We start from the raw sequence: 22,873 nt of genomic DNA, 5'->3' as shown, positions 1-22,873 counted from the left end.
AAGTAATAAAATAAGCAGTGTAGCTGCCTTGAAAAAGATGATGGAGAGGGATTGTTTTAGATGACCTCGAAGGAATTATCTAAAGGGAAAACGTTCCAGCATAGAATGAATGGATGGAAGTATAGCGTGGCGACACGCTATCTTCTGTTTTTATTTTTGGTGGTTCTTTTTTATGTAGCCTTTGCTTCCAAGCTACTTCCCGAGCGTTATGACATTCGGGTAAATCAACCGAGTGAAAAGGAAATTGTCGCCCCGATGCAGCTTCCTAACAGTAAGGCGACTTTGAAGGCTCAAGAGGAATCAGCTGAACGTGTACAGCCTATGTATACCATTGTGCCAGTTCGCAACGATAACCTGATTACTGGTATTTTGGATCGAATTGAACGGCTCAATCAGGATGATCAGGTCTCCAGAGCAGATAAAATTTCGATTTATAAGGATGAGATTCCGCAGCGTGCACGGGAATTTGTGCAAAATTTTGTGAATAACAGCCGTAATGCGGATGCCTACCCAGATAAGTTGCTGGATGAAGTGCTGGAAAAAACGAAAGAGCAAACGTACCGAATTCCAGAGGAGACATTCATTAAAATTCCGCGCCTTACATCTGAGGATATTGCCGAAATGCGGCCTGTTGCCCGTGAGATTGTGACAGGATTGATGAATGATCAAATTACGGATGCCCAGACAGCCCGAGCGAAGGTAGCTGAGCGGGTTAGTACAAGCTCGCTTACCAAGCGTACTTCACGGGAGGTTGTTCAGGAACTTGCAAGGCTTGTGATTACCGCCAACAAGTTTTATGATGATACAGCTACGAAGGACGCCAAGGTACAGGCTCGTGAAGATACACCGACAGTTTACATTAAACAGGGTGAAGTGCTCGTCAAGAAGGGTGAGATTATTACCCAGGAAATCTATACACTGCTTGATGAAAATGAATTGCTCAAGGATAAAATCAATTATTGGCCACAATTTGGTCTGCTGATGTTGTCTATGATGCTGGCATTGGGCCTGTTTATGTATATTCGTCAATTTCAATCACGAACACGAAACTTCAAGTACAATAATGCGCAGTTGCTCATGCTAGTATTAATCTTTGTGATTACAGTAGGAGCAATGATGTTAATCTCCATACTGCAGAACAGTGAACGTTCCTATCTTGGCTATCTGGCGCCTATCGCGCTTGGAGCTATGCTCGTAACGCTGTTGCTTGATATGTCGTTGGCTTTTGTATGTGCCGTTATATTCAGTATATTGGCAAGTGTTATTTTGAATGTCCGTCAGGGACAAATTTTTGACTTTAATTTTGGATTTTTTGCTATTGTGGTCTGTCTGGCAGCGATTTTCTCTACCCATCGAGCCAGCCAGCGTTCAACACTGTTCAAAGGGGCGATTATGGTATGCCTGTTCGGTGCCCTGTCTGTTTTTTCGCTGGCACTGATTGACCAAGGGAATTGGACTCAAACGACGACGCTCTATGGGGTAGCTTTTGCTTTTGCAGGCGGTCTGATAACAGCAATACTTGTTATTGGGCTAATGCCATTTTTTGAGTCTACTTTTGGTATCTTGTCGGCATTGAAGCTTGTTGAGTTGTCGAATCCCAACCATCCATTGCTCCGCAAGCTGCTTACGGAGACACCGGGAACGTATCATCATAGTGTAATGGTAGGTAATCTGTCAGAGGCCGCAGCGGAGGCTATAGGAGCAAACGGCTTGTTGTGCCGGGTTGGTTCGTATTATCATGATATTGGTAAAACCAAGAGGCCTTCGTACTTCATTGAAAATCAAAATGGGTTGGAAAATCCACATGATTCAATAGAGCCCAAGCTGAGCAAATCCATCATTATCGCCCATGCTCGTGACGGCGTGGAAATGCAATTGGATTACAAGCTACCCAAGCCCATTCGCGATATTGCCGAGCAGCACCACGGAACGACATTCTTACACTATTTTTATCACAAGGCGTTGCGCGAAGCTGAAGAGCGGGGGGTAGAACCTGACTTCACAGAGGATGATTTCCGTTATCCGGGACCGAAGGCTCAGTCTAAAGAGTCTGCTGTGGTGGGAATTGCTGATAGCGTGGAGGCAGCAGTTCGTTCCTTACGGAAGCCGACGGTGGAACAGGTAGAATCCATGATTGAGAAAATTATTAAGAGTCGTCTTGATGATCACCAGTTTAACGACTGTGAGCTGACCATGCGGGAGCTTGATATCGTGGCTCAAACCCTCAAGGAAACCGTAATGGGGATTTTTCATTCCCGTATTGAGTATCCGGAGGAAAGGCCCAAGTCTGAAAACGGTAAAGCTTAATATAACTTGTGCATGAAGCACGGTTAGAGCACTAGAATAAAAGGAGCGGTTGGCATGGGCCTTCAATTAGCTTGGAATAATGAACAAAACGATATGGTAATTAACGAATCCTTGATTACGCTGCTGAACACCTTATTAGAGGAGGCAGGCAAAGTGGAAGGAGTCACAGACGGTGAGGTAGCCCTTACCTTCGTTAATGATGAGCAAATTCATGAGCTGAACAGGGACTATCGGGGAATTGATCGTCCCACCGATGTGTTGTCTTTTGCTATGAAGGAAACACTGGATGAAGAGCTTGAAATTATTTACGAACCGACTGAAGAAAATCCATTGAATGATGTACCGGATGTTCTGGGGGATATTATAATTTCCGTACAGACAGCGCAAGCTCAAAGCGAAGAATACGGACATTCGATTGAACGTGAAATCGGTTTTTTATTTGTTCACGGCTTTCTGCATCTGTTAGGCTATGATCATCAGGATGATGTGAGTGAAGCTGAAATGATGGGCAAACAGGAAGCTGTGCTGGCTCAAGCGGGGTTGACAAGGTAATGAGACGTCAGCCTTGGAGGATGACCTTTCGCTATGCGGCAGAAGGCGTGATGTACGCTCTGCGTACGCAAGTAAATATGCGGATACATGTGGTCGTGGCGCTCCTTGTCATTGTAGCAGGCTTAACTCTGCACATCTCCCGGCTCGACTGGTTATTCGTCTGCGTGGCTATCGCTATAGTCATTGTAGCCGAACTGTTCAACACCGCTGTTGAAGCAGCGGTGGATCTCATCTCACCTGATATTCATCCGCTGGCCAAAGCGGCTAAAGACACCGCCGCCGGAGCCGTGCTCCTGGCAGCGGTTTTTGCTGTAATTATTGGTATATTTGTGTTTTATAGGCCTATGTTGATGTTAATTAGTTCGCTGTTTTAATGGAAAAACCAAAAATAAAATAGGCGCTTAATCGCGCTGGAGGAAATGAAATGGCTAAGAAACACTTTAAATCAGGTTTTGTTGCAATTGTTGGCAGACCCAATGTCGGAAAATCAACACTGATGAACCACGTCATTGGACAGAAGATCGCCATTATGTCAGACAAGCCACAAACTACACGCAACAAAATTCACGGCGTATTTACTACAGAGGACACACAAATTGTATTTTTGGATACACCGGGGATTCATAAGCGCCAGTCAAAATTAGGCGATTACATGAATCAGACCGCTTTTAATACGTTGGGTGAAGTAGAAGCGGTACTTTTTCTTATTGACGCTGCTGAAGGTCTAGGCGGTGGCGACCGTTTTATCGCCGAACAGCTTAAACAAGTAAAAACGCCAGTTATCTTGGTGCTAAATAAAATTGATCGCATTGAGCCGGAAGCGTTGTTGCCCTTGATTGAGCAGTATCGCAAGTTGTACGACTTTGCTGAAATCGTACCGATCTCGGCCAAAATGGGCAACAATGTAAACACCCTGCTGGAGCAGGTGCAAAAATACTTGCCAGAGGGTCCGCAATATTATCCTGATGATCAAATTACAGATCATCCAGAACAGTTTGTCATTGCCGAGCTGGTGCGGGAAAAAATTCTGCATATGACACGTGAGGAAGTACCCCATTCTATTGCGGTTATGATTGAAGACATGAAAGTGCAGGATAACGGTGTAGTGCATATTATGGCTGTTATTTTTGTAGAGCGTGACTCCCAGAAGGGGATTATTATCGGCAAACAGGGAGCCATGCTCAAAGAAGTGGGCAAACAGGCCCGCCAGGATATCCAAAACCTGCTAGGCTCCAAAATTTTCTTGGAACTGTGGGTTAAGGTCAAAAAAGACTGGCGCAACCAGGAACGTGTCCTCCGTGACCTTGGCTTCCATCGCGACGCTTAAAAACATAACTCGATTCTACGTCTCTTTAGTTCAAGGATTTATTGAGGCTAACATTAGTTAGAACCATATATGTACAGTCTTTTAAGCACCATTAAAAAGCCGTACCGACCTCAAACACAAGACTTAAAGTATAATGATGTCTTGTGGTCATTCCAAGCGCCGCGCATATGTGGCGCTTAACTTCTTGCCCTTTTTACCCCTTTCTTCCAGCGATGAAATAATGAGCGTTAAAAAAAAGGTTATCTGTATGCACGTTGCAGCGGAGCGAAGGATTTGAATCTGAAGAAGCGATAGCGTTCGCCTTTACCCCCGAATTTAACCCTTTGTATGTTTGTACATTTAAATAAATTCGGGGGTAACAGCGATTGTAAGATCAAATCATTCGCGAAGCGGTGTCCAGCCCGCATACAGTACCCTTTTTCAACCGCAATCCATTTATTTCATCGCATACTTCTTCCCTCTTCGCATCATCCTATTTTTGAGATGCAAACGTCATTTCCGAAGAAAGGATGAATACGATTGCGAGATTTTTCGTGGAAGTATTTTGCGATGACTGGAGATGTCGGTGCGTATCTGTTATACCGGGAGAGCGCCATGACAAGGGAGCAAGATACGGATGAAGGAGAGTCGGACGAGCATGAAGAAGCCCGTGAATAGTACAAACCACTGGCTTCTTCGCGAATGTTTGGGGGAAGAGGCATGCTTTACAGGGTGGAAGGAATCGTCATCCGCAGCATGGATTACGGTGAGGGGAACAAAATTATTACGCTTTGCACCGAAAGCGGAGGCAAAGCAGGCGTGCTGGTCAGAGGTGCAAAAAAGTCCAAAAGCCGTCACGCTGCTTTAACGCAGCCGTTTACGTACGGTGAATTCGTTTTTTTTCGAAACACAGGCTTAGGTACGTTGAATGCCGGTGAAATCATCCAATCCCACCATACATTACGAGAGGATATTACTAAGGCTGCTTATGCTTCTTATGCTTGTGAATTACTCGATCGGGTGTTACAGGATGAGGAAACAGGCGCGTTCTGGTTTAAGCAGCTTAAGGCATGTTTGGAGGCGCTGGAGAGTGGCAAAGATCCGCTGATCGTCATGAGTATTTATGAATTTAAAATATTGCAGGCGGCCGGATATGCTCCTCAGCTTGATGCATGTATTTCAAGTGGTCAACAATGTGCTGATGAGGATATGTTTGTCAGTCCGAGGCTGGGTGGGGTTTTGTGTCGGAGCTACAAGCATTTTGATCCAGCTGCATTGAGTGTGACTCCACGTACACTGAAGTTGCTGCGCTTGTTCGCCAGAATGGATTTGAATCGGCTCGGCAACATTGACGTGAAGGACGCCACTAAGCTGGAGATCAAACACGTGATGCGTCAGTTCATGGATATGCAGTTAGAGGTCAAGCTGAAATCCCGCAATTTCTTGGATCAGCTCGACAAGTACGATATGTGAAACGCCCTATTCTCTTGACTGTATTGCAGAAAACGTGTAAAATCCTACTATATATCTCCTTAGGGAGCAGATGCATTGAACGAGAAAGTAGCGGGATGTATTCTCTGTAATTAGCGAGTTGGGGACGGTGTAAGCCCAGCGGGAATTCTTCGTGAACAGGCACTCGGGAGCGTCTGAATGGACACGGAAAAGAGGATTACGGTCTGATTGGTGATGTAGGATCGCAATCAAGTAGGGTGGAACCGCGGGAGTCAGCTCTCGTCCCTACGTCTGTACAGGCGTAGAGGCGGGGGCTTTTTGCTGTCTCTAGCAAGGCTTTTGGGATAAAATTGCCCTGTACATACGAGCTTAAATGAGAAGAAATCACCAACATTTGAGGGAATTGGAAAGGGAGCGTGTACCAATGAATTTTCAGCAGATGATTTTAACGCTGCAACAATTTTGGGCTGAACACAACTGTATTATCGTACAGCCGTATGACACGGAAAAAGGGGCAGGCACGATGAACCCGATGACGTATTTACGTTCGATCGGACCTGAGCCGTGGAATGTAGCTTATGTTGAACCTTCTCGTCGTCCGTCAGACGGACGTTATGGTGAGAACCCCAATCGTCTGTATCAGCATCATCAGTTTCAAGTAGTTTTGAAGCCTTCACCGGATAACATTCAGGAATTGTATTTGGAGAGTTTGAGCCGTTTGGGCATTAACCCTCTGGAGCATGATATTCGTTTCGTTGAAGACAACTGGGAAGCACCAACGCTGGGAGCGTGGGGTTTAGGTTGGGAAGTATGGCTGGACGGTATGGAAATTACCCAATTTACCTATTTTCAGCAAGTGGGCGGTATTGATGCCAGTCCGGTTGCCGTAGAAATCACGTACGGTATGGAGCGTCTTGCTTCCTACATCCAGGACAAGGAGAATGTGTTCGATTTGGAGTGGGTCAATGGAATCACGTACGGTGATGTCTTCCACCAGCCTGAATTTGAGCATTCTAAGTATACGTTCGAAGTATCTGACGTCAAAATGCTCTTTACTCTTTTTAATATGTACGAAGAAGAAGCAAATAAAGCGATGGCGCAGCATCTTGTATTTCCAGCCTATGATTATGTGCTGAAATGTTCTCATGCGTTCAACTTGCTGGACGCTCGCGGAGCGATCAGTGTGACGGAACGGACTGGGTTTATTATACGAGTGCGTAATTTGGCGCGTCAGGTGGCTGCGACCTATCTGGAGGAGCGCGAGAAGCTGGGCTTCCCGCTGTTGAAGAAAGGAGGTGCGGCAAATGTCTAAGGATTTATTGTTTGAGATCGGGTTGGAAGAAGTCCCTGCACGTTTTATCCCGAATGCGATTCAGCAGTTGAAGCAGCGTATGACGGCATGGCTGGACAGCTCTCGTATTGCTTATGGTGCTGTAGAGGCTTATGCTACACCTCGCCGTTTGGCAGTACTTGTAAAGGAAGTAGCGGAGAAGCAAGAAGATATTAACGAAGAAGTTAAAGGTCCTTCCCGCAAAATTGCACTCGACGAAGCTGGTAACTGGAGCAAGGCTGCACTGGGCTTTGCTCGCAGCCAAGGTGTTGATCCTGAACAGTTCACGTTCAAGGAGCTTGGAGGCGTGGAATATATTTATGCCACTAAGAGCAGCATAGGTGTACCAACGGCGGATGTACTGTCCGAAGGTTTATTGCACATTTTACATGCCATGACATTTCCTAAATTTATGCGCTGGGCGAGTTATGACTTTAAATTTGTTCGTCCGATCCGCTGGTTGATCGCCTTGTTTGGTAACGATATTGTTAATTTGGAGATTGCCGGCGTGCAGTCAGGAAATGTGACAAGAGGGCATCGTTTCCTGGGACAGGATGCCGTAGTAGAAAGTCCAGCTGACTATGTAGAAGTGCTTCGCAAGCAGCATGTCATTGTGGACATTGAGGAACGTCAATCGCTTATTGTGAAGCAGATTGAAGCGCTGGCTTCTGAAAAAGATTGGACGATTGCGGTCAAGGATGATTTGCTGGAAGAAGTGCTGTATTTGGTGGAAACTCCAACAGTACTGTTTGGAGGTTTTGATCCTGCGTTCCTGAACATTCCGAAGGATGTACTCATTACTTCCATGCGTGAGCATCAACGCTATTTCCCAGTGCTGGATCGCACAGGAGAGCTACTGCCATACTTTGTTACGGTACGTAACGGAGGAAGTCAATCGTTGGAAGTCATTGCTAAAGGGAATGAAAAAGTATTGCGTGCGCGGCTGTCTGATGCCAAATTCTTTTATGAAGAAGATCAGAAGCTGGAAATTAAGGATGCACTCTCCAAACTGGAAAGTATCGTTTTCCACGAAGAGCTGGGAACGGTTGGAGACAAAGTACGCCGGATTCGCCGTATTGCTGATGCTCTGGCAGAGAAGCTTCGCGTTTCCCCAGATACACAGGAATCGGTTAGTCGAGCAGCGGATATTTGTAAATTTGACCTGGTAACACAAATGGTATATGAGTTCCCAGAACTGCAAGGTGTAATGGGTGAGGATTATGCTCGTAAGGCTGGAGAGAAGGAAGAAGTGGCAAGAGCGGTGTTTGAACATTACCAGCCGCGTTTTGCAGGAGAAACGGTCCCTTCCACGAATGCTGGAGCGATTGTAAGTATCGCAGACAAGATAGATACCATTACAGGCTGCTTTTCCATCGGTATTATTCCAACAGGTTCACAGGACCCTTACGCGCTTCGTCGCCAGGCAGCAGGTATTGTGCAGATCTTGTTGGATCGTAAGCTTTCGGCTACGTTGTCTGATGTGTTCAATATCGCGCTCGATGTGCACGGCAACCTTGGAAATATGAAACGTTCCGCGGATGAAATACGTAAAGAATTACATGAGTTTTTCGGATTACGAGTGAAGAAACTATTGTCTGAGACCCTTCGATATGACGTTGTAGATGCTGTACTTGCAGCCGGATATGACGATGTTGCTTCCGTTGTTAACCGCGGAGCTGCGTTAATGACTGCCGTACAAACAGGTGAGGTATTCAAAGCAACAGTTGAATCCTTTAATCGTGTAGGTAATCTGGCGGCTAAAGCAGTTCATAAGTCAGTTAATACGGGTGAGTTTACGGAACAAGGCGAAAAAACGCTTTACGAAGCATGGTGTAGCGCTTATGAATCTTATAGCGTAGCTTTACAGGAAGGTGATGCGACACGGGCGTTAGCGCTTGCTTCATCCATTACCCCTGCGGTGACGGCGTTCTTTGATTCCGTTATGGTTATGGCTGAGGATGATGCTGTTCGTAATAATCGTTTGGCATTGCTGGCCGTTATTGACTCAGAACTGAAGCGTTTTGCCGATTTTTCCAAGCTTGTAGTTTAAACGTCGGTTGTGGTAGTATGAACAACTTGAAAAAATGGGTATAAATATACGGAACGGTGTAAGAGTAATCTTGCAGTCGTTCCGTATTTTACGCGAATGCGGATGGAGATGGGGGATGCTCATGGGGGGAACCGTAACTTTACTGGATGTGAGGATCGTTGTTGACGGGGACGCTTGTCCTGTTAAAAGTGAAATTGCGGAGATAGCTTCCCGTTTTCATATTGAGGTTATTATGGTATCTTCATATGATCATCTCATTCAGGGCAGCAAAGGTGTAAGCGTCGTTAAAGTAGACCGAAGCGACCAAAGTGCCGATCTCTATATTGCCAATCATATCCGCCGCGGAGATATTGTAACCACCAATGATTATGGTCTTGCTGCACTTGCCTTGGCAAAAGGTTGTGAAGTGATGTCTTTTCGCGGAGCTATGTATCGAAACGATTCGATAGATTTCATGCTTGATCGACGTCATACTTCTGCCAAAGAACGGAAAAAAGGACGTTATGGAAAAGGTCCTAAACCGTTTACATTAGAGGATCGTGAAGTTTTTCAACATAAACTGACAAAACTTTTACTTCGCTTGCAGGAGAATGAGTAACGGTATCGAATTATATTTACGTGCTAAAGAGATGAAGGTGGTTAATATGAGTGCCGGACAAGGTAACATACCGGACGATATCATTGAGTCAGTTTTACAACATCATGATATTGTAGATACGGTAAGCAAGTACGTGCATTTGACCAAGCAGGGGAAATATATGAAAGGCCTCTGTCCTTTTCATTCCGAAAAAACCCCTTCATTCACCGTGACACCGGATCGTCAGATTTTTTACTGCTACGGCTGCGGCGCGGGAGGCAATGCCATCAAGTTTATGATGGAAATCGAAGGACTATCCTTTCCCGAAGCTGTCAGGACAATGGCAGAAGAAAGTCATATCCCGCTCGGCGAATGGCAGGGACGTGATTCATCGCATCAGCATCCTGAGTTGGACAGGTTGTTGCAAGCGTATGAGTTAACTTCTAAGATGTACCATTTTTTGCTTAAAAATACGGAGCACGGCAAACCAGCTATGGAATACTTGCGCTCAAGAGGATTCAGTGACAAGATCATTGATCAATTTCAAATTGGCTATGCACCCAACCGATGGGATACGATCGTTCAGTTTCTGGAGAAGCGTTCTTTTGATCCTGTGGAGATGGAAAAGGGAGGGCTCATTTCTCCCCGGCATGAGGGTGATGGATATGTGGATCGATTCAGAGATCGTATCATGTTTCCCATTTGGAATCGCAACGGAAAAGTTATTGCCTTTGCAGGCCGTATACTTGGTGAGGGGCAGCCGAAGTATTTGAATTCACCGGAGACCAAGCTATTCAACAAGAGCCGAACGCTGTACAATCTCCATCATGCTAAAACCTCAATTCGCAAGCTTCGCCAAAGTGTTCTTTTTGAAGGCTACGGTGATGTCATCTCGGCATGGGAAGCTGGCGTACAAAATGGGGTGGCCGCCATGGGCACTGCTCTAACGGAGCACCATGCTACGATGTTAAAAGGACTGTGCGACGAGGTCATTATTTGTTATGATGGTGACCGGGCAGGACAAGCTGCTGCGCTTAAAAATTTTCCGCTGTTGGAAAATGCGGGACTTCACGTGAAAGTAGCGCTGGTCAGTGACGGTATGGACCCGGATGATTTTATCCGGCAATACGGCGGCGAACGATTCCAGCGTCAAATTATCGAAAGTGCTGTTTCAACGGTGAAATTTAAGCTTATATATCTGAAAAAAAACCATATACTGCAAGAGGAAGAAGGAAGAATCGCGTATTCCCGCGAAGCATTAAATGTCATTGCACCTCTGTCATCCCCGACCGAGCGGGAAGTGTATCTACGCGAAGTATCAGCCGAAGTCAAGGTGGATTTTGAAACCTTGAAGCAAGAATGCAATTTACTCCGTCAATCCCTGCAAAAAAAACAGAACTTTGGGGATAATAACGAAAATGGGTGGAATAATGGTAGGCATAAAAAAGGGCAGGTCTCCACACCTAATCTGTTGCCGGCTTACCATGTGGCTGAACGCAGGCTGCTTCACTGGATGATGCAGGATTTAGAAGCTGCAGAGTATGTAGAAAAGCATCTGGGCGACGCCTTTAATATTGAGGATCATGCAGCAATTGCTGCTTATCTATATGCCTATTACGCGCAAGGGAAGTTACCGGATACAAGCCGTTTTATTTCATCTTTGCAAGACGACCGACTGGAGAAGAACGTAAGTTCGATCATGATGATGGATGCTCCAGGCGTATGGGCACCGCACATTTTGGATGATTATATTCATCAAGTGCGAAAATTTCCATTGCAGGAGCAACTGGATTTGAAGAGGGAAGAAATGAGAGCCGCTGAGCGCTTAGGTGACTTTTTGCGCGCAGCACAAATTGCAAGTGAGATTATAGCCCTAGAGAGACAATGAACACACAGAGGTCGGATGTTTCTAGGGAGGAGGGAGTCGAAAGATGGCGAATGATCAGCATACTGAACTGGAGACGGAACTAACACTGGATCAGGTTAAAGATCAACTGATTGAGTTGGGTAAAAAAAGTTCTTCTCTGAACTACAAAGATATCATGGAAAAACTATCGCCGTTTGATCAGGACCCCGAGCAAATGGATGAGTTTTATGAGCAGCTGGGTGACTTGGGGATTGAGGTTGTGAATGACAACGACGAAGAAGTTACCAGATTGCGTCAAAATGACGATCCGGAAAACAATGATGGGGATGATTTTAATTTCGATGACGATCTGAGCCTGCCTCCCGGTATTAAAATTAATGACCCGGTCCGGATGTACTTGAAGGAAATCGGTCGTGTACCGTTGCTTTCTGCTGATGATGAGGTGGAGCTTGCTAAACGGATCAATAACGGCGATGAAGAAGCTAAGCGGCGGTTGGCAGAAGCGAACCTACGTCTGGTTGTAAGTATTGCCAAACGTTATGTTGGTCGTGGAATGCTTTTCCTGGATCTGATTCAGGAAGGTAATATGGGTTTGATTAAGGCAGTAGAAAAATTTGATTACGAAAAAGGCTTTAAATTCAGTACGTATGCAACCTGGTGGATTCGTCAGGCCATTACGCGCGCAATAGCCGATCAGGCGAGAACGATCCGTATTCCGGTGCATATGGTGGAAACGATCAATAAGTTGATTCGCGTGTCGCGTCAACTGTTGCAAGAGCTGGGGCGCGAACCTACGCCGGAGGAAGTGGCTGCCGAGATGGAGCTAAGCGTGGAAAAAGTACGGGAAATTATGAAAATTGCCCAAGAACCGGTTTCATTGGAAACACCAATTGGTGAAGAGGATGACTCACATCTGGGGGATTTCATTGAGGATCAAGAAGCATTGGCGCCTGCAGATGCGGCTGCCTATGAACTTCTGAAGGAACAGCTCGAGGATGTACTGGATACGTTAACCGAACGGGAAGAGAATGTTTTGCGTCTCCGCTTTGGTTTGGACGACGGAAGAACCAGAACCCTTGAAGAAGTGGGTAAAGTGTTCGGTGTTACACGTGAACGTATTCGTCAGATTGAGGCCAAAGCGCTGCGTAAGTTGCGCCATCCAAGCCGCAGTAAGCGACTGAAGGATTTCCTCGAATAGAAGCGTAACATTGCGGACCTTCTGCGGCTTGAAGCGCGCAGGGGGTCTTTTTTTATCTCATGGCAGCCTTGGTGGAGGGGAAGAAGCTTGGACCAGGAGAAAAAACGGGCAATACTGTTACAAGAAATTGAGCATTGGCGGCGAAGTCGGCTGCTCCCTGAGCAATATTGCGATTTTTTGTCTAACCTGTATCGGGAGGACGAAGATCCGTCGCAGAGCCAGAACCGTAACAACACCGGGCTGCTTACATATCTTAGACACGGGCATGGGATCGCTTGGCTTCTTGGTTTTGTCATTATTTCCTGCATTTGTTTGATCGGTTTTTATTTTACCGCTTTTCCGTTGGCAATGCAAATATTCTCGGCAAGTGCAGTTACTACGATTTGCTATGGAGTGGCCGCATTTTGGCGGTCCTCCGAAAAGAGTATGAGTGCGATGTTGAGCACTTTAGGCAGTGCGATTATGCTGGGTTCGGGTGTGTGGATCATTCAGCTCCATCAAGGTGAAGCTAAGGTTTGGTTTCTTTTGCTCGTAGGCCTATGCGGTGTGGTATGGTGTCTTGTGGGATTAACTTTGCGGATCAGCTTACTTCATTACTGTGGTCTTGCTGGGCTGCTTTTGGTGTACGCGGTCCTTATAGGCCGCTACTGGCCTACAGCAACTTTAGTGATGCTTGAGGCATTTTGGATTTTGCATGCAGTACTGTTGATCTGGTTAAGCTGGTGGGTACATCGCCGCTTTCCGCGTCTCGCTTTGGTTTATTTCGCTATAGGCATAACACTAGCATTCATGGCTGAAGCAGACACAATAATCCTGCGCCATCAAGTTGCAGGAGATGTGGTGTTTTACAGCATACTGAAGTTGGCATTTGTTGTAGGGATTTTATTTTGGACTCGAAAAAAATGGATTACGTGGGTGACGTCATGAAACTTTCTCAACGATTACAATATATTATGGAACAAATTCCTGCTGGGAGCAGACTTGCAGATATTGGCTCCGATCATGGACTACTCCCTGTGGCTGCAGTGCGTAGTGGCAGAGTACCGCAAGCTGTGGCGGGTGAGGTTAATGATGGGCCGCTGCGTGCGGCTCAAAAGCAGGTGGCCGAAGCAGGTCTTACTGACCGCATTGCGGTTAGAAAGGGAGATGGCTTGGCTGTAATTAAGGCCAATGAGGTTGATGTTATTACGATAGCCGGCATGGGTGGTGCCTTGATCGCTTCCATTTTAGAGCAAGGGAAAGACAAGCTTGTTTCAGTGAAACAGCTTGTTCTACAGCCTAACGTAGGTGAGGATATTTTACGTCGTTGGCTCCTCGAACATCAATGGGTACTAACAAGTGAACATATTATGGAAGAAGACGGGAAAATATATGAAATTCTGATGGCTGTACCTGAATCGGAAAGCCCACTGAAACAGGATGAGCTGTATCAATCATGGGAACTTCCCGATAGTTCACTGGTGCTGACACAGGATTTGTTAATGCAACTCGGACCACTATTGGTTAAAGCACCGAATGAAATCTTTTTTTATAAATGGAAATTGGAGATTCGCAAGCTCGAGGATGTGCTGGCACAAGTGGCACGATCAGATCAGGAATCCGCACAGCATAAGCGGGAGCAATTGCGCAAGCAAATTGAACAGCTAGAGGAGGTACTTGCATGTTTGCCAAAGGACAGACAGTAATTAGCTACATGGAGCAGCTGGCTCCGAAATACTTGGCAGTTCCGGACGATAGAATCGGGCTTCAGCTGGGTAGTCTGCAAAAGGAAATCAAAAATATATTAGTAGCTCTGGATGTTAATGATGAGGTTGTCGAAGAGGCAATCCGCATAAAAGCTGACCTCATTATTGCGCATCATGCGATTATATTCCGCCCGCTTAAAGCTCTAAACACGGATCAGCCAGCGGGCAGATTGTATGAAAAGCTAATCAAGAATGATATTGCTGTCTACATCAGTCATACGAATCTGGATACAGCTGAGGACGGCATGAATGACTGGATGGCGGAAGCACTGGGGATTCAAAGTGAAGGTACGCTGGAGGATGTTCACACCGAGCAATTATTCAAGCTTGTTGTTTTCGTACCCAAAACACATCATCAACGGGTACTTGATGCCGTATTAGGGGCGAGAGCTGGACATATCGGCAACTACAGCCATTGCAGCTTTAACATTGACGGCTACGGAACTTTTGTGCCGGGTGAAGGCACACAGCCGTTTTTGGGTGAGCCGGGTAAAATGGAACGTAGTGAAGAGGTTCGTATTGAGACCATTGTACCGCAGGGTGTACGTAATAAAGTTGTTCAAGCGATGTTGAAGGCTCATCCTTATGAAGAGGTGGCTTATGACCTGTACCATATGGATTTGCAAGGCCGTAGCTTTGGTTTGGGGCGGGTAGGTAAGCTCAAGGATGCCCGCACGTTACGGGAGTTTGTCGATGTTGTGAAAAACGGTCTCAACGTCGAGCATGTACGTGTGGTGGGCGACTTAGATCGTACGATCAAAAAGGCAGCCGTGCTTGGGGGCTCTGGCAGCCGTTATGTGAACAAGTCGCTTTTTAAGGGAGCTGACGTATTAGTCACGGGGGATATTGACTATCACACGGCTCAGGATGCCCTTATGGCGGGGATTGCTATTATTGACTCTGGACATAACGCTGAAAAGATTATGAAGCCTAAAACTGCAGAGTGGATGCGTAAACGCTTGGCAGAAGGTCGATACTCAACGGAAGTACATGTATCTCAGGTGGAAACTGAGCCTTTTCAATTTTTGTAAAATCTCAACATCTATGAGAAAATGAAGATGCTCTGTTATTTTTTTCGTAGGGAGAGGTTCTATGCGGACGCTGATAGCTGATTCTGCAATTCATGCCTATCCAGGCATGGTCGCTGTTGTTACTTCCCGCTATGAGGGGGAAAATAATGTAATGGCCTCAGGCTGGCATACCTATATCGGATCATCACCGGGCATGTATGGCATTTCTATTCTCACGGACTGATCGAGAAAAGCGGAGGCTTTGGTATTCAGTTTCTGCCTGCGCACAGATCGGAATGGATTCAGGCTGTAGGTACCTTTAGTGGTAAAGATGTAGATAAGTTTCAGCAGTTTGGCATTGCATATGAGGATGGAATTTCAGTCAATGTGCCTATATTGCTAGAGGCTTATCTTGCTTATGAGTGTAAAGTCGTGGATATTCATACCTATGGAGATCATGATTGGATCGTCGGTGAAATACAGCAGACCTACCGAGATGATGAACTGTTCCTAGAGGAGGACGTTCCTGATTTTAGTAAGCTTTCTATCCCGCTATACGTGGGAAGGTCTGCTTATTATGTGGCGGATGATTCATTGCAGAGAAAGGTACATCCGTTTTATTTGAGCAAGTAAACAGGGAACTCTACGTTTTACAATATTTTCAGGGTTGTATCATGCGCGCGTTCCCTGTATACTATGTAATGTTGTTCGGAAAGTTTGACAGACAATCGCTGGCGGCGTAAGCCGCGAGAGGAAAGTCCGGGCTCCATAGGGCAGGATGCTGGATAACGTCCAGTCAGCGCGAGTTGAAGGATAGTGCCACAGAAATGGACCGCCGATGGCCGCTTGCGGCACAGGCAAGGATGGAACCGAGGTGTAAGAGACCCCGAGGAACGCTGGTGACTTCGTTCCTGGTAAACCCCATCTGGAGCAAGACCTAATGGGACACAGCTTCTTCGCGAAGCAGCCTTAGCCCGAGGCGTGTCTAGGTTGGTCGCTGGAGCTGGATAGCAATGTTCGGCCTAGATAGATGATTGTCGCTTGTAGTGGGAGGGTAGTTCCCGTCTGTACCACGAATAGCACAGAACCCGGCTTACGGAAAACTTTCCCCACTGCAACACCTTAAAATGTATGAATTTAACTTTTGTAAATGACCTGTTTGCATGAAAAACTTTTAATCCAAATGTATTTAATGAATGAATAAAAAGGGTAAGCCATATTCCTGTGGGAATCAGGCTTGACCCTTTTTTTCTATGCCGTATTTACGCAGCGTACGTGTATTTATAGGTCTATTTAATTTGTTAGATCTTTTCGAAGCAGAATAAAGCCCCCAACATGATATTGAGGGCTTCATTCTGTTTTTCCATCTATTCATTCCCTCTACCGTAAGAGCGGGGATGAGGCACGTATCAGCGTAGCGGAGCATTTGAATCTGGAGAAGCGAAGCGCTCGCCTTCCCCCGGATTCCGATCTTTGTCGGAACTTATTTAATTAGGAATCCGGGGCAACAGCGATCGTAAGATCAAATGATTTGCGAAGCGGCCTCACTTACCCGCCCTGCCAACTCCATCATCGCACGCTTTTTACCACACTTTCCTCTGTGTACATCTTCAATGCCCTGTCCAATCGGTCAACCGCTTTAGGAAGCAGGGAAGGATCCGTATGCGTGAAGTTAATCCGCATGTGGTTGCTGCCACTTAGGTCAGCGTAGAAGACTTGTCCGGGGACAAATGCGACTCCTTCCTGAATTGCGAGTTGCAGCAACCGATCAGAACGGAAGCCCTCGGGTAGGGTAACCCACATAAACATACCGCCAAGTGCATCATTCCAGGTGATTCCTTCCCATTGGCGTTCTTTCATCAGCGACGTGAGACGTAGCATACGAGTATGGTACTCAGCGGACACGGTACGAATATGTCCGTCCAAGTCAAAAAAGTCCAATAACTCATTCAAAGCACGTTGGTCAATACTGCTGGAGTGCAGATCGGCAGATTGTTTGGCATTGGCGACTTTAACGACAATCGCTTGATTAGCTACCAGCCAACCAGAGCGAACACCAGGAGCAACGGTTTTAGAGAATGTAGAGGTGTACATCACATGACCGTCTCCACCTAGCTGTTGATCAATTGAGAAAAGGGATGGAAAGTTAAGGTTTTCGTCAAATTTAAGACGTCCGTAAGGATCATCTTCAAAAATCAAAGTGCCGTATTTACGGCATAGTTCAACGACGCCTGTTCTGCGTTCCATACTCCAAACACTTCCTGCTGGGTTGGAGAAGGTGGGGATGACATACACGAATTTAGGCTGATGTTTTTTGATCTTGGCTTCAAGATCTTCTAATTGCATACCGTTAGAGTCTGTATCTACACTTACAATGTTGGCACCATAGGAATTAAATACCTGAAGAGCTGCCAAATAAGTAGGGGACTCCACCAATACAGTATCCTGCGGATCGAGCAACACACGCGAAACCAGATCAATGGTCTGCTGTGAGCCTGTCGTCATGATGATATTATCTCTGGTGACGGAGATGCCTTGGGATGACATGATTGCTGCAAGACGCTCCCGTAGAGGAATGTAGCCCTCGGTTAGGCCGTATTGAAGAGCGGTAGTACCGCCGAGGCGAAATACCTGCTCATAGGCTTTAGCAACAGCTTCGATGGGGAAAAAGGCATCAGCCGGAAGGCCGCCTGCCAGAGATAACACATCTGTTCCCTGTGTCAGCTTTAAAATGTCCCTTACCATGGACGAGCCCTGAGTACGAGCCATACCCGAAAATTTGTGTTCCAATCCAATCATCTCCTGTGTTCTATACTGTACTATGAAATTTGTTGTATTATATCGATAATGAAGTATAACAGTAAACGTCTAAATGTAACAGTTGATTTTTGGAGGGGACGGTTCCGATGCATATTGATCTCAGCCGCAATAGCAGTGTCAAATTATATTTACAGATTGCCAAAACATTAGCAGATCGCATCCAGTCTGGACTGTTGCCTCAGGGCACAAAGCTTCCCTCTGTCCGTCATTTGTCCAGTTTGCTTGCGGTAAGTCCCGTAACTGTAAGCAAGGCGTATGCTGAGCTGGAGTCTATTAATCTGGTTACCTGTACACAGGGAAAAGGTTGCTATGTAGCAGAGCCTTCGGTAGCTGTTCAACGTGAGGGAGCGCAGGATTTGTCATGGCAAATGTCGCTGATCGATTATTTGCCGCGCGCACAGTTATGGAGAAACTTTAACCATAGCAGACAGTTTCCTTATTCTTTTCATATAGCAGCAATTCAACCGGAGCTTCTTCCTACACGCGAAATCATCGCTGATACTCAACGTCTATCCTCAGGTAATCCCGATGCAATGGCAGCATACGGGACTTTTGAAGGTGATTTAGCGCTGAGGGAAGTGTTTGCAGATCACCTGAACGAACGCGGTATATACACAGTGGCAGAACAGCTGCTCGTGACCAGTGGTGCCCAACAGGGCATTGACTTGGTGGCTCGTACCTTTGTTGGTTCTGGTGATGTTGTCTACATGGAGGCTCCTACATATACGGGGGCCATTGATGTGTTTACCAGTCGTGGTGCCAAAGTAATTATGATTCCGATGGATGAGCAGGGCATGCGGATCGATATCCTCACGCGTCTCTGTGACACTCATCCCCCAAAACTGATCTACACGATACCCACCTTTCATAATCCTACCGGAGTAACTTTAACGATGGCCAGACGCACACAATTACTTGATCTAGCTCAAAGTTATCATTGCCTCATTGTTGAGGATGATCCATTTTCCGACCTGTATTATAAAACAAAGCCACCACTCTCTATTAAGGCGCATGATCAATCCGGACATGTGATATATATCAAAAGCTTTAGCAAAACCGTTGCTCCCGGCTGCCGTATAGCTTGTGTAGCGGCCACTGGCAGTGTAATGGATCGTTTGGTGGCTGCCAAGTCTACTACGGATTTGGGGAGCCCTCTATTAACGCAAAAAGCGCTACTGCCCTTTATCAGGAATCGACTTGATCAGCATCTTGTTTGGTTGCGGGAACAAATGCGGGATCGGTTGACAGTCGCATTGCATACGCTCCAGCGCTATGCTCCGCCAGAGGTCAGCTGGTATGCTCCCGAAGGCGGCTTAAATGTGTGGATTAAGCTTCCACCTAATGTTGATATTCCAGAATTGGAGCGGCTGGCTGACCGAGAAGGCGTTTCCTTTTTACCTGGTGCGGTGTGCTATGCAGGTGGTATGGACAGTAATCATATCCGTATTTCTTTTTCGTATGCGGACAAGGAAACACTTAAAACAGGTCTACACAAACTGTGCCGTTTGTTGGGCGAACTGCTTGATCATTCGATCATTGTTGAACGGAAGCCTATTTTATAAGGGATATTTGTATTAGGGGGTAAACATCCAAGCACAGCACACGCCTTCTTAATATGCTGTACTAATTCACCGAAAGGAGTTGCACATTATGAGTCATTGCCCTTACGACCCGATCGTGTGCCCGCCGATCCAATTTGTAAATCATCAATTTTTCCCACAAGTCGTGCCTGTGGTTCATCCGATTGAAATTGTTAATCAGACGCACATTGTACCTGTACCTCATCACGTATTTCCGGTGAGTATAAAGGACCCTGGAGAACCTTGCTGTCATACTCGCAGCCATGGCAAGCGTCCTGTTCGTAGCAGTTCCAAGCGTTAATAAAGCCCAAAAAAGCAGCCATGGAGCAACAGGGCTGCTTTTTTCAATAAGGAATCTTATATTTCCAGTTTTTTTAATATAGATTTTAACTTGTCACTTAAATGCTGTGGATAGAATTGCAAAGGAACATATGGACGTTGTGCTGCTTTCAACGCTTTATACACATCAATTTGACCATACCCGAAATATTTGTCATGCCCTGGTGTGCCCAAGTCAATTACGCTGCTTCTCATTAAATCCATAACCTCTTTGTTGGTCAGATCGGGGTTAACGGATCGAATCAGGGCAGCAAGTGCTGATACATGGGGACTGGCCATTGAAGTGCCCGACAGTGCAGCATATTGATTCCCTGGGTACGTACTGGCAATACTTGCACCTGGAGCCATGACGTCTACATAATCTCCATAGTTAGAAAAGGATGCACGGTGCATAGAAGAATCTGTAGCGGAAACGGCAAACACTTCCGGATACGCTGCTGGATAGCCAGGTCGTTCCGTATTGTCATTGCCTGTGGCTGCAATTAATACGACATCTTTATCATAAGCATATTTGATCGCATCATGCAAAAATTCAGCTTGTGCGTAATTGCCCAGGCTCAAATTGATGACCTTGGCACCGTGATCAGCTGCCCAGATAATACCTTCTGCAACCGAGTAAGTCGTACCGGAGCCGGATTGGTCAAGTACCTTGATCGGCATGACTTTGTTGTACCATGTCATGCCAGCGACCCCCTCACCATTATTCACGAGGGCAGAAATGATGCCGGCAACGTGCGTTCCGTGACCGACGTCATCATAAGGCTTTTCAGACGGGTTTACCACGTTATGACCTGAAAGGATTTGACCTTTTAGGTCGGGGTGATCCAAATCTACTCCCGTATCTACGACAGCGACAATTACGTCCTTGCTACCTTTGCTTAATTTCCAACCCCGGTTGGTTTCAGTTGCCGGCAGGTTCCATTGATAGCGGGAAAAGAGCAAATCATTGGGGATAGAGCTGTCCGCTTGGATAGGTGTTTTCTCATTGGTTAGATACATATAGTGAGGTTCAGTATAAAGCGGGTTCCACTTTCTTGAAAAATATTGCTTTAGCTCCTTGAAGTTCATCTTATCCGAATGAAATACATAGGTATAACCAAGCTTGCGGCCTGGCGCACAGTGTAAATCTGCTGCAATTTCCTGCAGTTGTCGTGAATCAGGATTATGACGGAAGCGAACGACAATTTCGTTTTCAAAATAATGGCTTGCATTTTCGTTGTCGTGGCCCGTCTTGACAGTAATATCGTGCAATGTGTCGGGATGTACGGATTCGATTTTGTAGCTGCCTTCTTTTGGATAGGGAATCAAACGCAAATTTTTCCGCTGATGCTTCTCCACGTCACGCAATACTTGCTGACTGACCAGAGCAGCAACGCCGCATGTTCCGTCAGCCGATGGTTCTGCCATGACAAAATATTTACCGCCTTCAGCCTGAAATGCAGCAGATTCGTAGGATTTATTTTGCATTACGGAACGGCGAGCCGCAGCCAAGCTGCTTTTAATTTGAGGATGACTGAGCAGACGAGTTTGTGCTTTGCTCCCCGTATAGGTGTTCGTATTCCCGTCGCTTGTGTGAATCCACTGTAACGTATGAAGATGACTGTGCGATTGCTGTAGCGTGCGGGTAAATTGCCTTTTCTGATCAGCAGTTTTACCATCAAGTTCCCGCATGACGTATTGAATATCCTGCCTTGCATCCATGCGTGTGAGGGTATCCGTAGCGGACAGGTCCAAAGCCAACATTCCTTTTTTGAGCTGCTTCTCTTGCTGTGGCACCATCTTGGCCGTATATTCGGGCTGCGGTGTATGGCGGTGATCACGGGAAGGCAGCATCAGTGTGATGAGAAGCACCCCGGCAGCTGCTCCTAGCAGGGGTTTTAACCATTTTCGCCGAGACATGGGACCGTCCTCCTTGAGTATTCATAAATTTATGGTTTAGCGTGAGGAGGTTGGCATGTTTTTATACCTTTCAATGCTTATTTGTGGTAGGATAAATACTGAAAATTACAGCTCTTTCGGTTAGAAGGGACTATTTTCGGGTAACCAAATTAATGAACAAGCAACAAATAAGGGGGAGCTGCCTTGATGTCAGCAGTCAACGTACAAAAATTATGTGAGTCGGCGCAGGAGAGACTGAAAACTGCCGTGAAACGGGTGGAAACATTCCTCAATGAGCATGCTCTGCCGCAACTGGCTGCAGATGGAAATGAGGAGTCCGTACTTTTTTACAAAGGCTTTTTGTCGGATCTCCGTCATGTCCTTGTTTTTTCCGAAGTATCTTATGAAAAGCTGGGTGTGGCTTTACGCCGTGCCAATTTTGACGTCGATTTTGCGGAAAAGGCATTGTATAACGTTTACCATGACTGCGTGAACAGCTTTTTTTATCCCAAAAATGAATCTTACGCAGAGGATGGACGCTATGCGTATACGGGACAAGATGCTATCCGCTTCCGTAAAACGCCAGTGCCAGCCGCTCGCGAAGTGATCATGGACATTACGAAAAATTTTGAAGAATTGCGTGATGATCTGACTTATTATGAAAGTGACTATTTGACTCAGCGCAGGATGCAGACTCGACGTACTCATGCCTAAAGCATTCAACGGGGAAGATCATTTCTAATCAAAAACTAAAACAAGACAAGCAAGCCGTTTTCTACTTGCTTCCTGCCATTTTGGAGGAGGTGAAAGAAGCGGCTTTTTTCGTATGTCACCAACTGCCATATAGCATGAACGCATAGGT

At 46.1% G+C, this 22,873-nt stretch carries 19 protein-coding genes, 1 other RNA gene and 1 pseudogene; 19 read left to right on the top strand and 2 right to left on the bottom strand.

Features of this window, described 5'->3' with window-relative positions:
• Positions 1-60 precede the first annotated feature (60 nt).
• The 16 genes and pseudogenes from AC5ELV_RS08230 (at position 61) to rnpB (ending at position 16,505) form a co-directional block, all read left to right on the top strand.
• Positions 61-2,307 (top strand): HD family phosphohydrolase, encoded by a 2,247-nt coding sequence (locus AC5ELV_RS08230; protein WP_493429805.1) that lies wholly within the window; start codon positions 61-63, stop codon positions 2,305-2,307.
• 54 nt (positions 2,308-2,361) lie between these two features.
• Positions 2,362-2,859 carry an rRNA maturation RNase YbeY gene (gene ybeY / locus AC5ELV_RS08225; protein ID WP_322153779.1) on the top strand — a complete coding sequence of 166 codons (498 nt, stop codon included), beginning with the start codon at positions 2,362-2,364 and terminating at the stop codon, positions 2,857-2,859.
• Complete coding sequence (locus tag AC5ELV_RS08220; RefSeq protein WP_493429804.1) at positions 2,859-3,233, top strand: diacylglycerol kinase family protein; 375 nt, start codon at positions 2,859-2,861, stop codon at positions 3,231-3,233. The genes ybeY and AC5ELV_RS08220 overlap by 1 nt, the downstream gene beginning before the upstream one ends.
• A 50-nt stretch (positions 3,234-3,283) precedes the next feature.
• A complete protein-coding gene (gene era, locus AC5ELV_RS08215; RefSeq protein WP_029517791.1) occupies positions 3,284-4,186 on the top strand; it encodes a GTPase Era in 903 nt (300 codons plus the stop codon).
• Between the two features lie 519 nt (positions 4,187-4,705).
• The gene (locus AC5ELV_RS08210; protein ID WP_080658633.1) at positions 4,706-4,843 is read left to right on the top strand and encodes a YqzL family protein; all 138 of its coding nucleotides are present in this window, start codon (positions 4,706-4,708) and stop codon (positions 4,841-4,843) included.
• Positions 4,844-4,885: 42 nt separating this feature from the next.
• Positions 4,886-5,638 carry a DNA repair protein RecO gene (gene recO, locus AC5ELV_RS08205; protein ID WP_493429803.1) on the top strand — a complete coding sequence of 251 codons (753 nt, stop codon included), beginning with the start codon at positions 4,886-4,888 and terminating at the stop codon, positions 5,636-5,638.
• Positions 5,639-6,041: 403 nt separating this feature from the next.
• The gene (gene glyQ / locus AC5ELV_RS08200) at positions 6,042-6,929 is read left to right on the top strand and encodes a glycine--tRNA ligase subunit alpha (RefSeq protein WP_023989480.1); all 888 of its coding nucleotides are present in this window, start codon (positions 6,042-6,044) and stop codon (positions 6,927-6,929) included.
• On the top strand, positions 6,922-8,997 hold the full coding sequence (gene glyS / locus AC5ELV_RS08195; protein ID WP_493429802.1) for a glycine--tRNA ligase subunit beta: 2,076 nt from the start codon (positions 6,922-6,924) through the stop codon (positions 8,995-8,997). The genes glyQ and glyS overlap by 8 nt, the downstream gene beginning before the upstream one ends.
• Positions 8,998-9,118: 121 nt before the next feature.
• Positions 9,119-9,595, top strand: coding sequence for a YaiI/YqxD family protein (locus AC5ELV_RS08190; protein WP_493429801.1), 477 nt, complete (start codon positions 9,119-9,121; stop codon positions 9,593-9,595).
• Positions 9,588-11,462 (top strand): DNA primase, encoded by a 1,875-nt coding sequence (gene dnaG, locus AC5ELV_RS08185; protein WP_025722118.1) that lies wholly within the window; start codon positions 9,588-9,590, stop codon positions 11,460-11,462. The genes AC5ELV_RS08190 and dnaG overlap by 8 nt, the downstream gene beginning before the upstream one ends.
• A gap of 43 nt (positions 11,463-11,505) precedes the next feature.
• Entirely contained in the window at positions 11,506-12,639 is a 1,134-nt protein-coding gene (gene rpoD, locus AC5ELV_RS08180) for an RNA polymerase sigma factor RpoD (RefSeq protein ID WP_007431230.1), read from the top strand.
• Between the two features lie 87 nt (positions 12,640-12,726).
• Complete coding sequence (locus tag AC5ELV_RS08175; RefSeq protein ID WP_493429800.1) at positions 12,727-13,566, top strand: hypothetical protein; 840 nt, start codon at positions 12,727-12,729, stop codon at positions 13,564-13,566.
• A complete protein-coding gene (locus tag AC5ELV_RS08170) occupies positions 13,563-14,324 on the top strand; it encodes a tRNA (adenine(22)-N(1))-methyltransferase (RefSeq protein WP_493429799.1) in 762 nt (253 codons plus the stop codon). Before AC5ELV_RS08175 ends, AC5ELV_RS08170 begins: the two co-directional genes overlap by 4 nt.
• Positions 14,300-15,415, top strand: a complete 1,116-nt coding sequence (locus tag AC5ELV_RS08165) for a Nif3-like dinuclear metal center hexameric protein (RefSeq protein WP_493429798.1) — start codon at positions 14,300-14,302, stop codon at positions 15,413-15,415. The genes AC5ELV_RS08170 and AC5ELV_RS08165 overlap by 25 nt, the downstream gene beginning before the upstream one ends.
• 61 nt (positions 15,416-15,476) lie before the next feature.
• Positions 15,477-16,027: pseudogene (locus AC5ELV_RS08160) on the top strand (flavin reductase family protein).
• 79 nt (positions 16,028-16,106) lie between these two features.
• Positions 16,107-16,505, top strand: an RNA gene (rnpB, locus tag AC5ELV_RS08155) — RNase P RNA component class A.
• Between the two features lie 458 nt (positions 16,506-16,963).
• Here rnpB and AC5ELV_RS08150 read toward each other — a convergent pair.
• Positions 16,964-18,184 carry an aminotransferase-like domain-containing protein gene (locus AC5ELV_RS08150; RefSeq protein ID WP_493429797.1) on the bottom strand — a complete coding sequence of 407 codons (1,221 nt, stop codon included), beginning with the start codon at positions 18,182-18,184 and terminating at the stop codon, positions 16,964-16,966.
• A gap of 116 nt (positions 18,185-18,300) precedes the next feature.
• Between AC5ELV_RS08150 and pdxR the strand changes: the two genes are divergently transcribed.
• Together pdxR and AC5ELV_RS08140 are read left to right on the top strand one after the other, a co-directional pair.
• Positions 18,301-19,776 (top strand): MocR-like pyridoxine biosynthesis transcription factor PdxR, encoded by a 1,476-nt coding sequence (pdxR, locus tag AC5ELV_RS08145; protein WP_493429796.1) that lies wholly within the window; start codon positions 18,301-18,303, stop codon positions 19,774-19,776.
• Between the two features lie 88 nt (positions 19,777-19,864).
• Positions 19,865-20,095: a hypothetical protein gene (locus AC5ELV_RS08140; RefSeq protein ID WP_071558470.1), complete on the top strand. Its 231-nt coding sequence runs from the start codon at positions 19,865-19,867 to the stop codon at positions 20,093-20,095.
• Positions 20,096-20,151: 56 nt separating this feature from the next.
• Here the strand turns inward: AC5ELV_RS08140 and AC5ELV_RS08135 are convergent, their stop codons facing one another.
• A complete protein-coding gene (locus tag AC5ELV_RS08135; protein ID WP_493429795.1) occupies positions 20,152-22,032 on the bottom strand; it encodes a S8 family peptidase in 1,881 nt (626 codons plus the stop codon).
• Positions 22,033-22,218: 186 nt separating this feature from the next.
• Here AC5ELV_RS08135 and AC5ELV_RS08130 point away from each other — a divergent pair, with 186 nt between their 5' ends.
• Positions 22,219-22,725: a YpuI family protein gene (locus AC5ELV_RS08130; protein ID WP_029517778.1), complete on the top strand. Its 507-nt coding sequence runs from the start codon at positions 22,219-22,221 to the stop codon at positions 22,723-22,725.
• Positions 22,726-22,873: the final 148 nt, after the last annotated feature.

Source organism: Paenibacillus sp. NMA1017, from assembly GCF_058895805.1.
Note: the sequence above shows the minus strand (reverse complement) of the source record. Positions and strands in the feature narration are given on the sequence as shown.

Bases quoted from the DNA above. Each gene is read 5' to 3' on its own strand.
- rpoD (WP_007431230.1), top strand. From the start codon at position 11,506: ATGGCGAATGATCAGCATACTGAACTGGAGACGGAACTAACACTGGAT.
- ybeY (WP_322153779.1), top strand. From the start codon at position 2,362: ATGGGCCTTCAATTAGCTTGGAATAATGAACAAAACGATATGGTAATT.
- AC5ELV_RS08230 (WP_493429805.1), top strand. From the start codon at position 61: ATGACCTCGAAGGAATTATCTAAAGGGAAAACGTTCCAGCATAGAATG.
- AC5ELV_RS08190 (WP_493429801.1), top strand. From the start codon at position 9,119: ATGGGGGGAACCGTAACTTTACTGGATGTGAGGATCGTTGTTGACGGG.
- AC5ELV_RS08130 (WP_029517778.1), top strand. From the start codon at position 22,219: ATGTCAGCAGTCAACGTACAAAAATTATGTGAGTCGGCGCAGGAGAGA.
- AC5ELV_RS08220 (WP_493429804.1), top strand. From the start codon at position 2,859: ATGAGACGTCAGCCTTGGAGGATGACCTTTCGCTATGCGGCAGAAGGC.
- era (WP_029517791.1), top strand. From the start codon at position 3,284: ATGGCTAAGAAACACTTTAAATCAGGTTTTGTTGCAATTGTTGGCAGA.
- dnaG (WP_025722118.1), top strand. From the start codon at position 9,588: ATGAGTAACGGTATCGAATTATATTTACGTGCTAAAGAGATGAAGGTG.
- recO (WP_493429803.1), top strand. From the start codon at position 4,886: ATGCTTTACAGGGTGGAAGGAATCGTCATCCGCAGCATGGATTACGGT.
- pdxR (WP_493429796.1), top strand. From the start codon at position 18,301: ATGCATATTGATCTCAGCCGCAATAGCAGTGTCAAATTATATTTACAG.
- AC5ELV_RS08165 (WP_493429798.1), top strand. From the start codon at position 14,300: ATGTTTGCCAAAGGACAGACAGTAATTAGCTACATGGAGCAGCTGGCT.
- AC5ELV_RS08135 (WP_493429795.1), bottom strand. From the start codon at position 22,032: ATGTCTCGGCGAAAATGGTTAAAACCCCTGCTAGGAGCAGCTGCCGGG.
- AC5ELV_RS08170 (WP_493429799.1), top strand. From the start codon at position 13,563: ATGAAACTTTCTCAACGATTACAATATATTATGGAACAAATTCCTGCT.
- AC5ELV_RS08140 (WP_071558470.1), top strand. From the start codon at position 19,865: ATGAGTCATTGCCCTTACGACCCGATCGTGTGCCCGCCGATCCAATTT.
- glyQ (WP_023989480.1), top strand. From the start codon at position 6,042: ATGAATTTTCAGCAGATGATTTTAACGCTGCAACAATTTTGGGCTGAA.
- glyS (WP_493429802.1), top strand. From the start codon at position 6,922: ATGTCTAAGGATTTATTGTTTGAGATCGGGTTGGAAGAAGTCCCTGCA.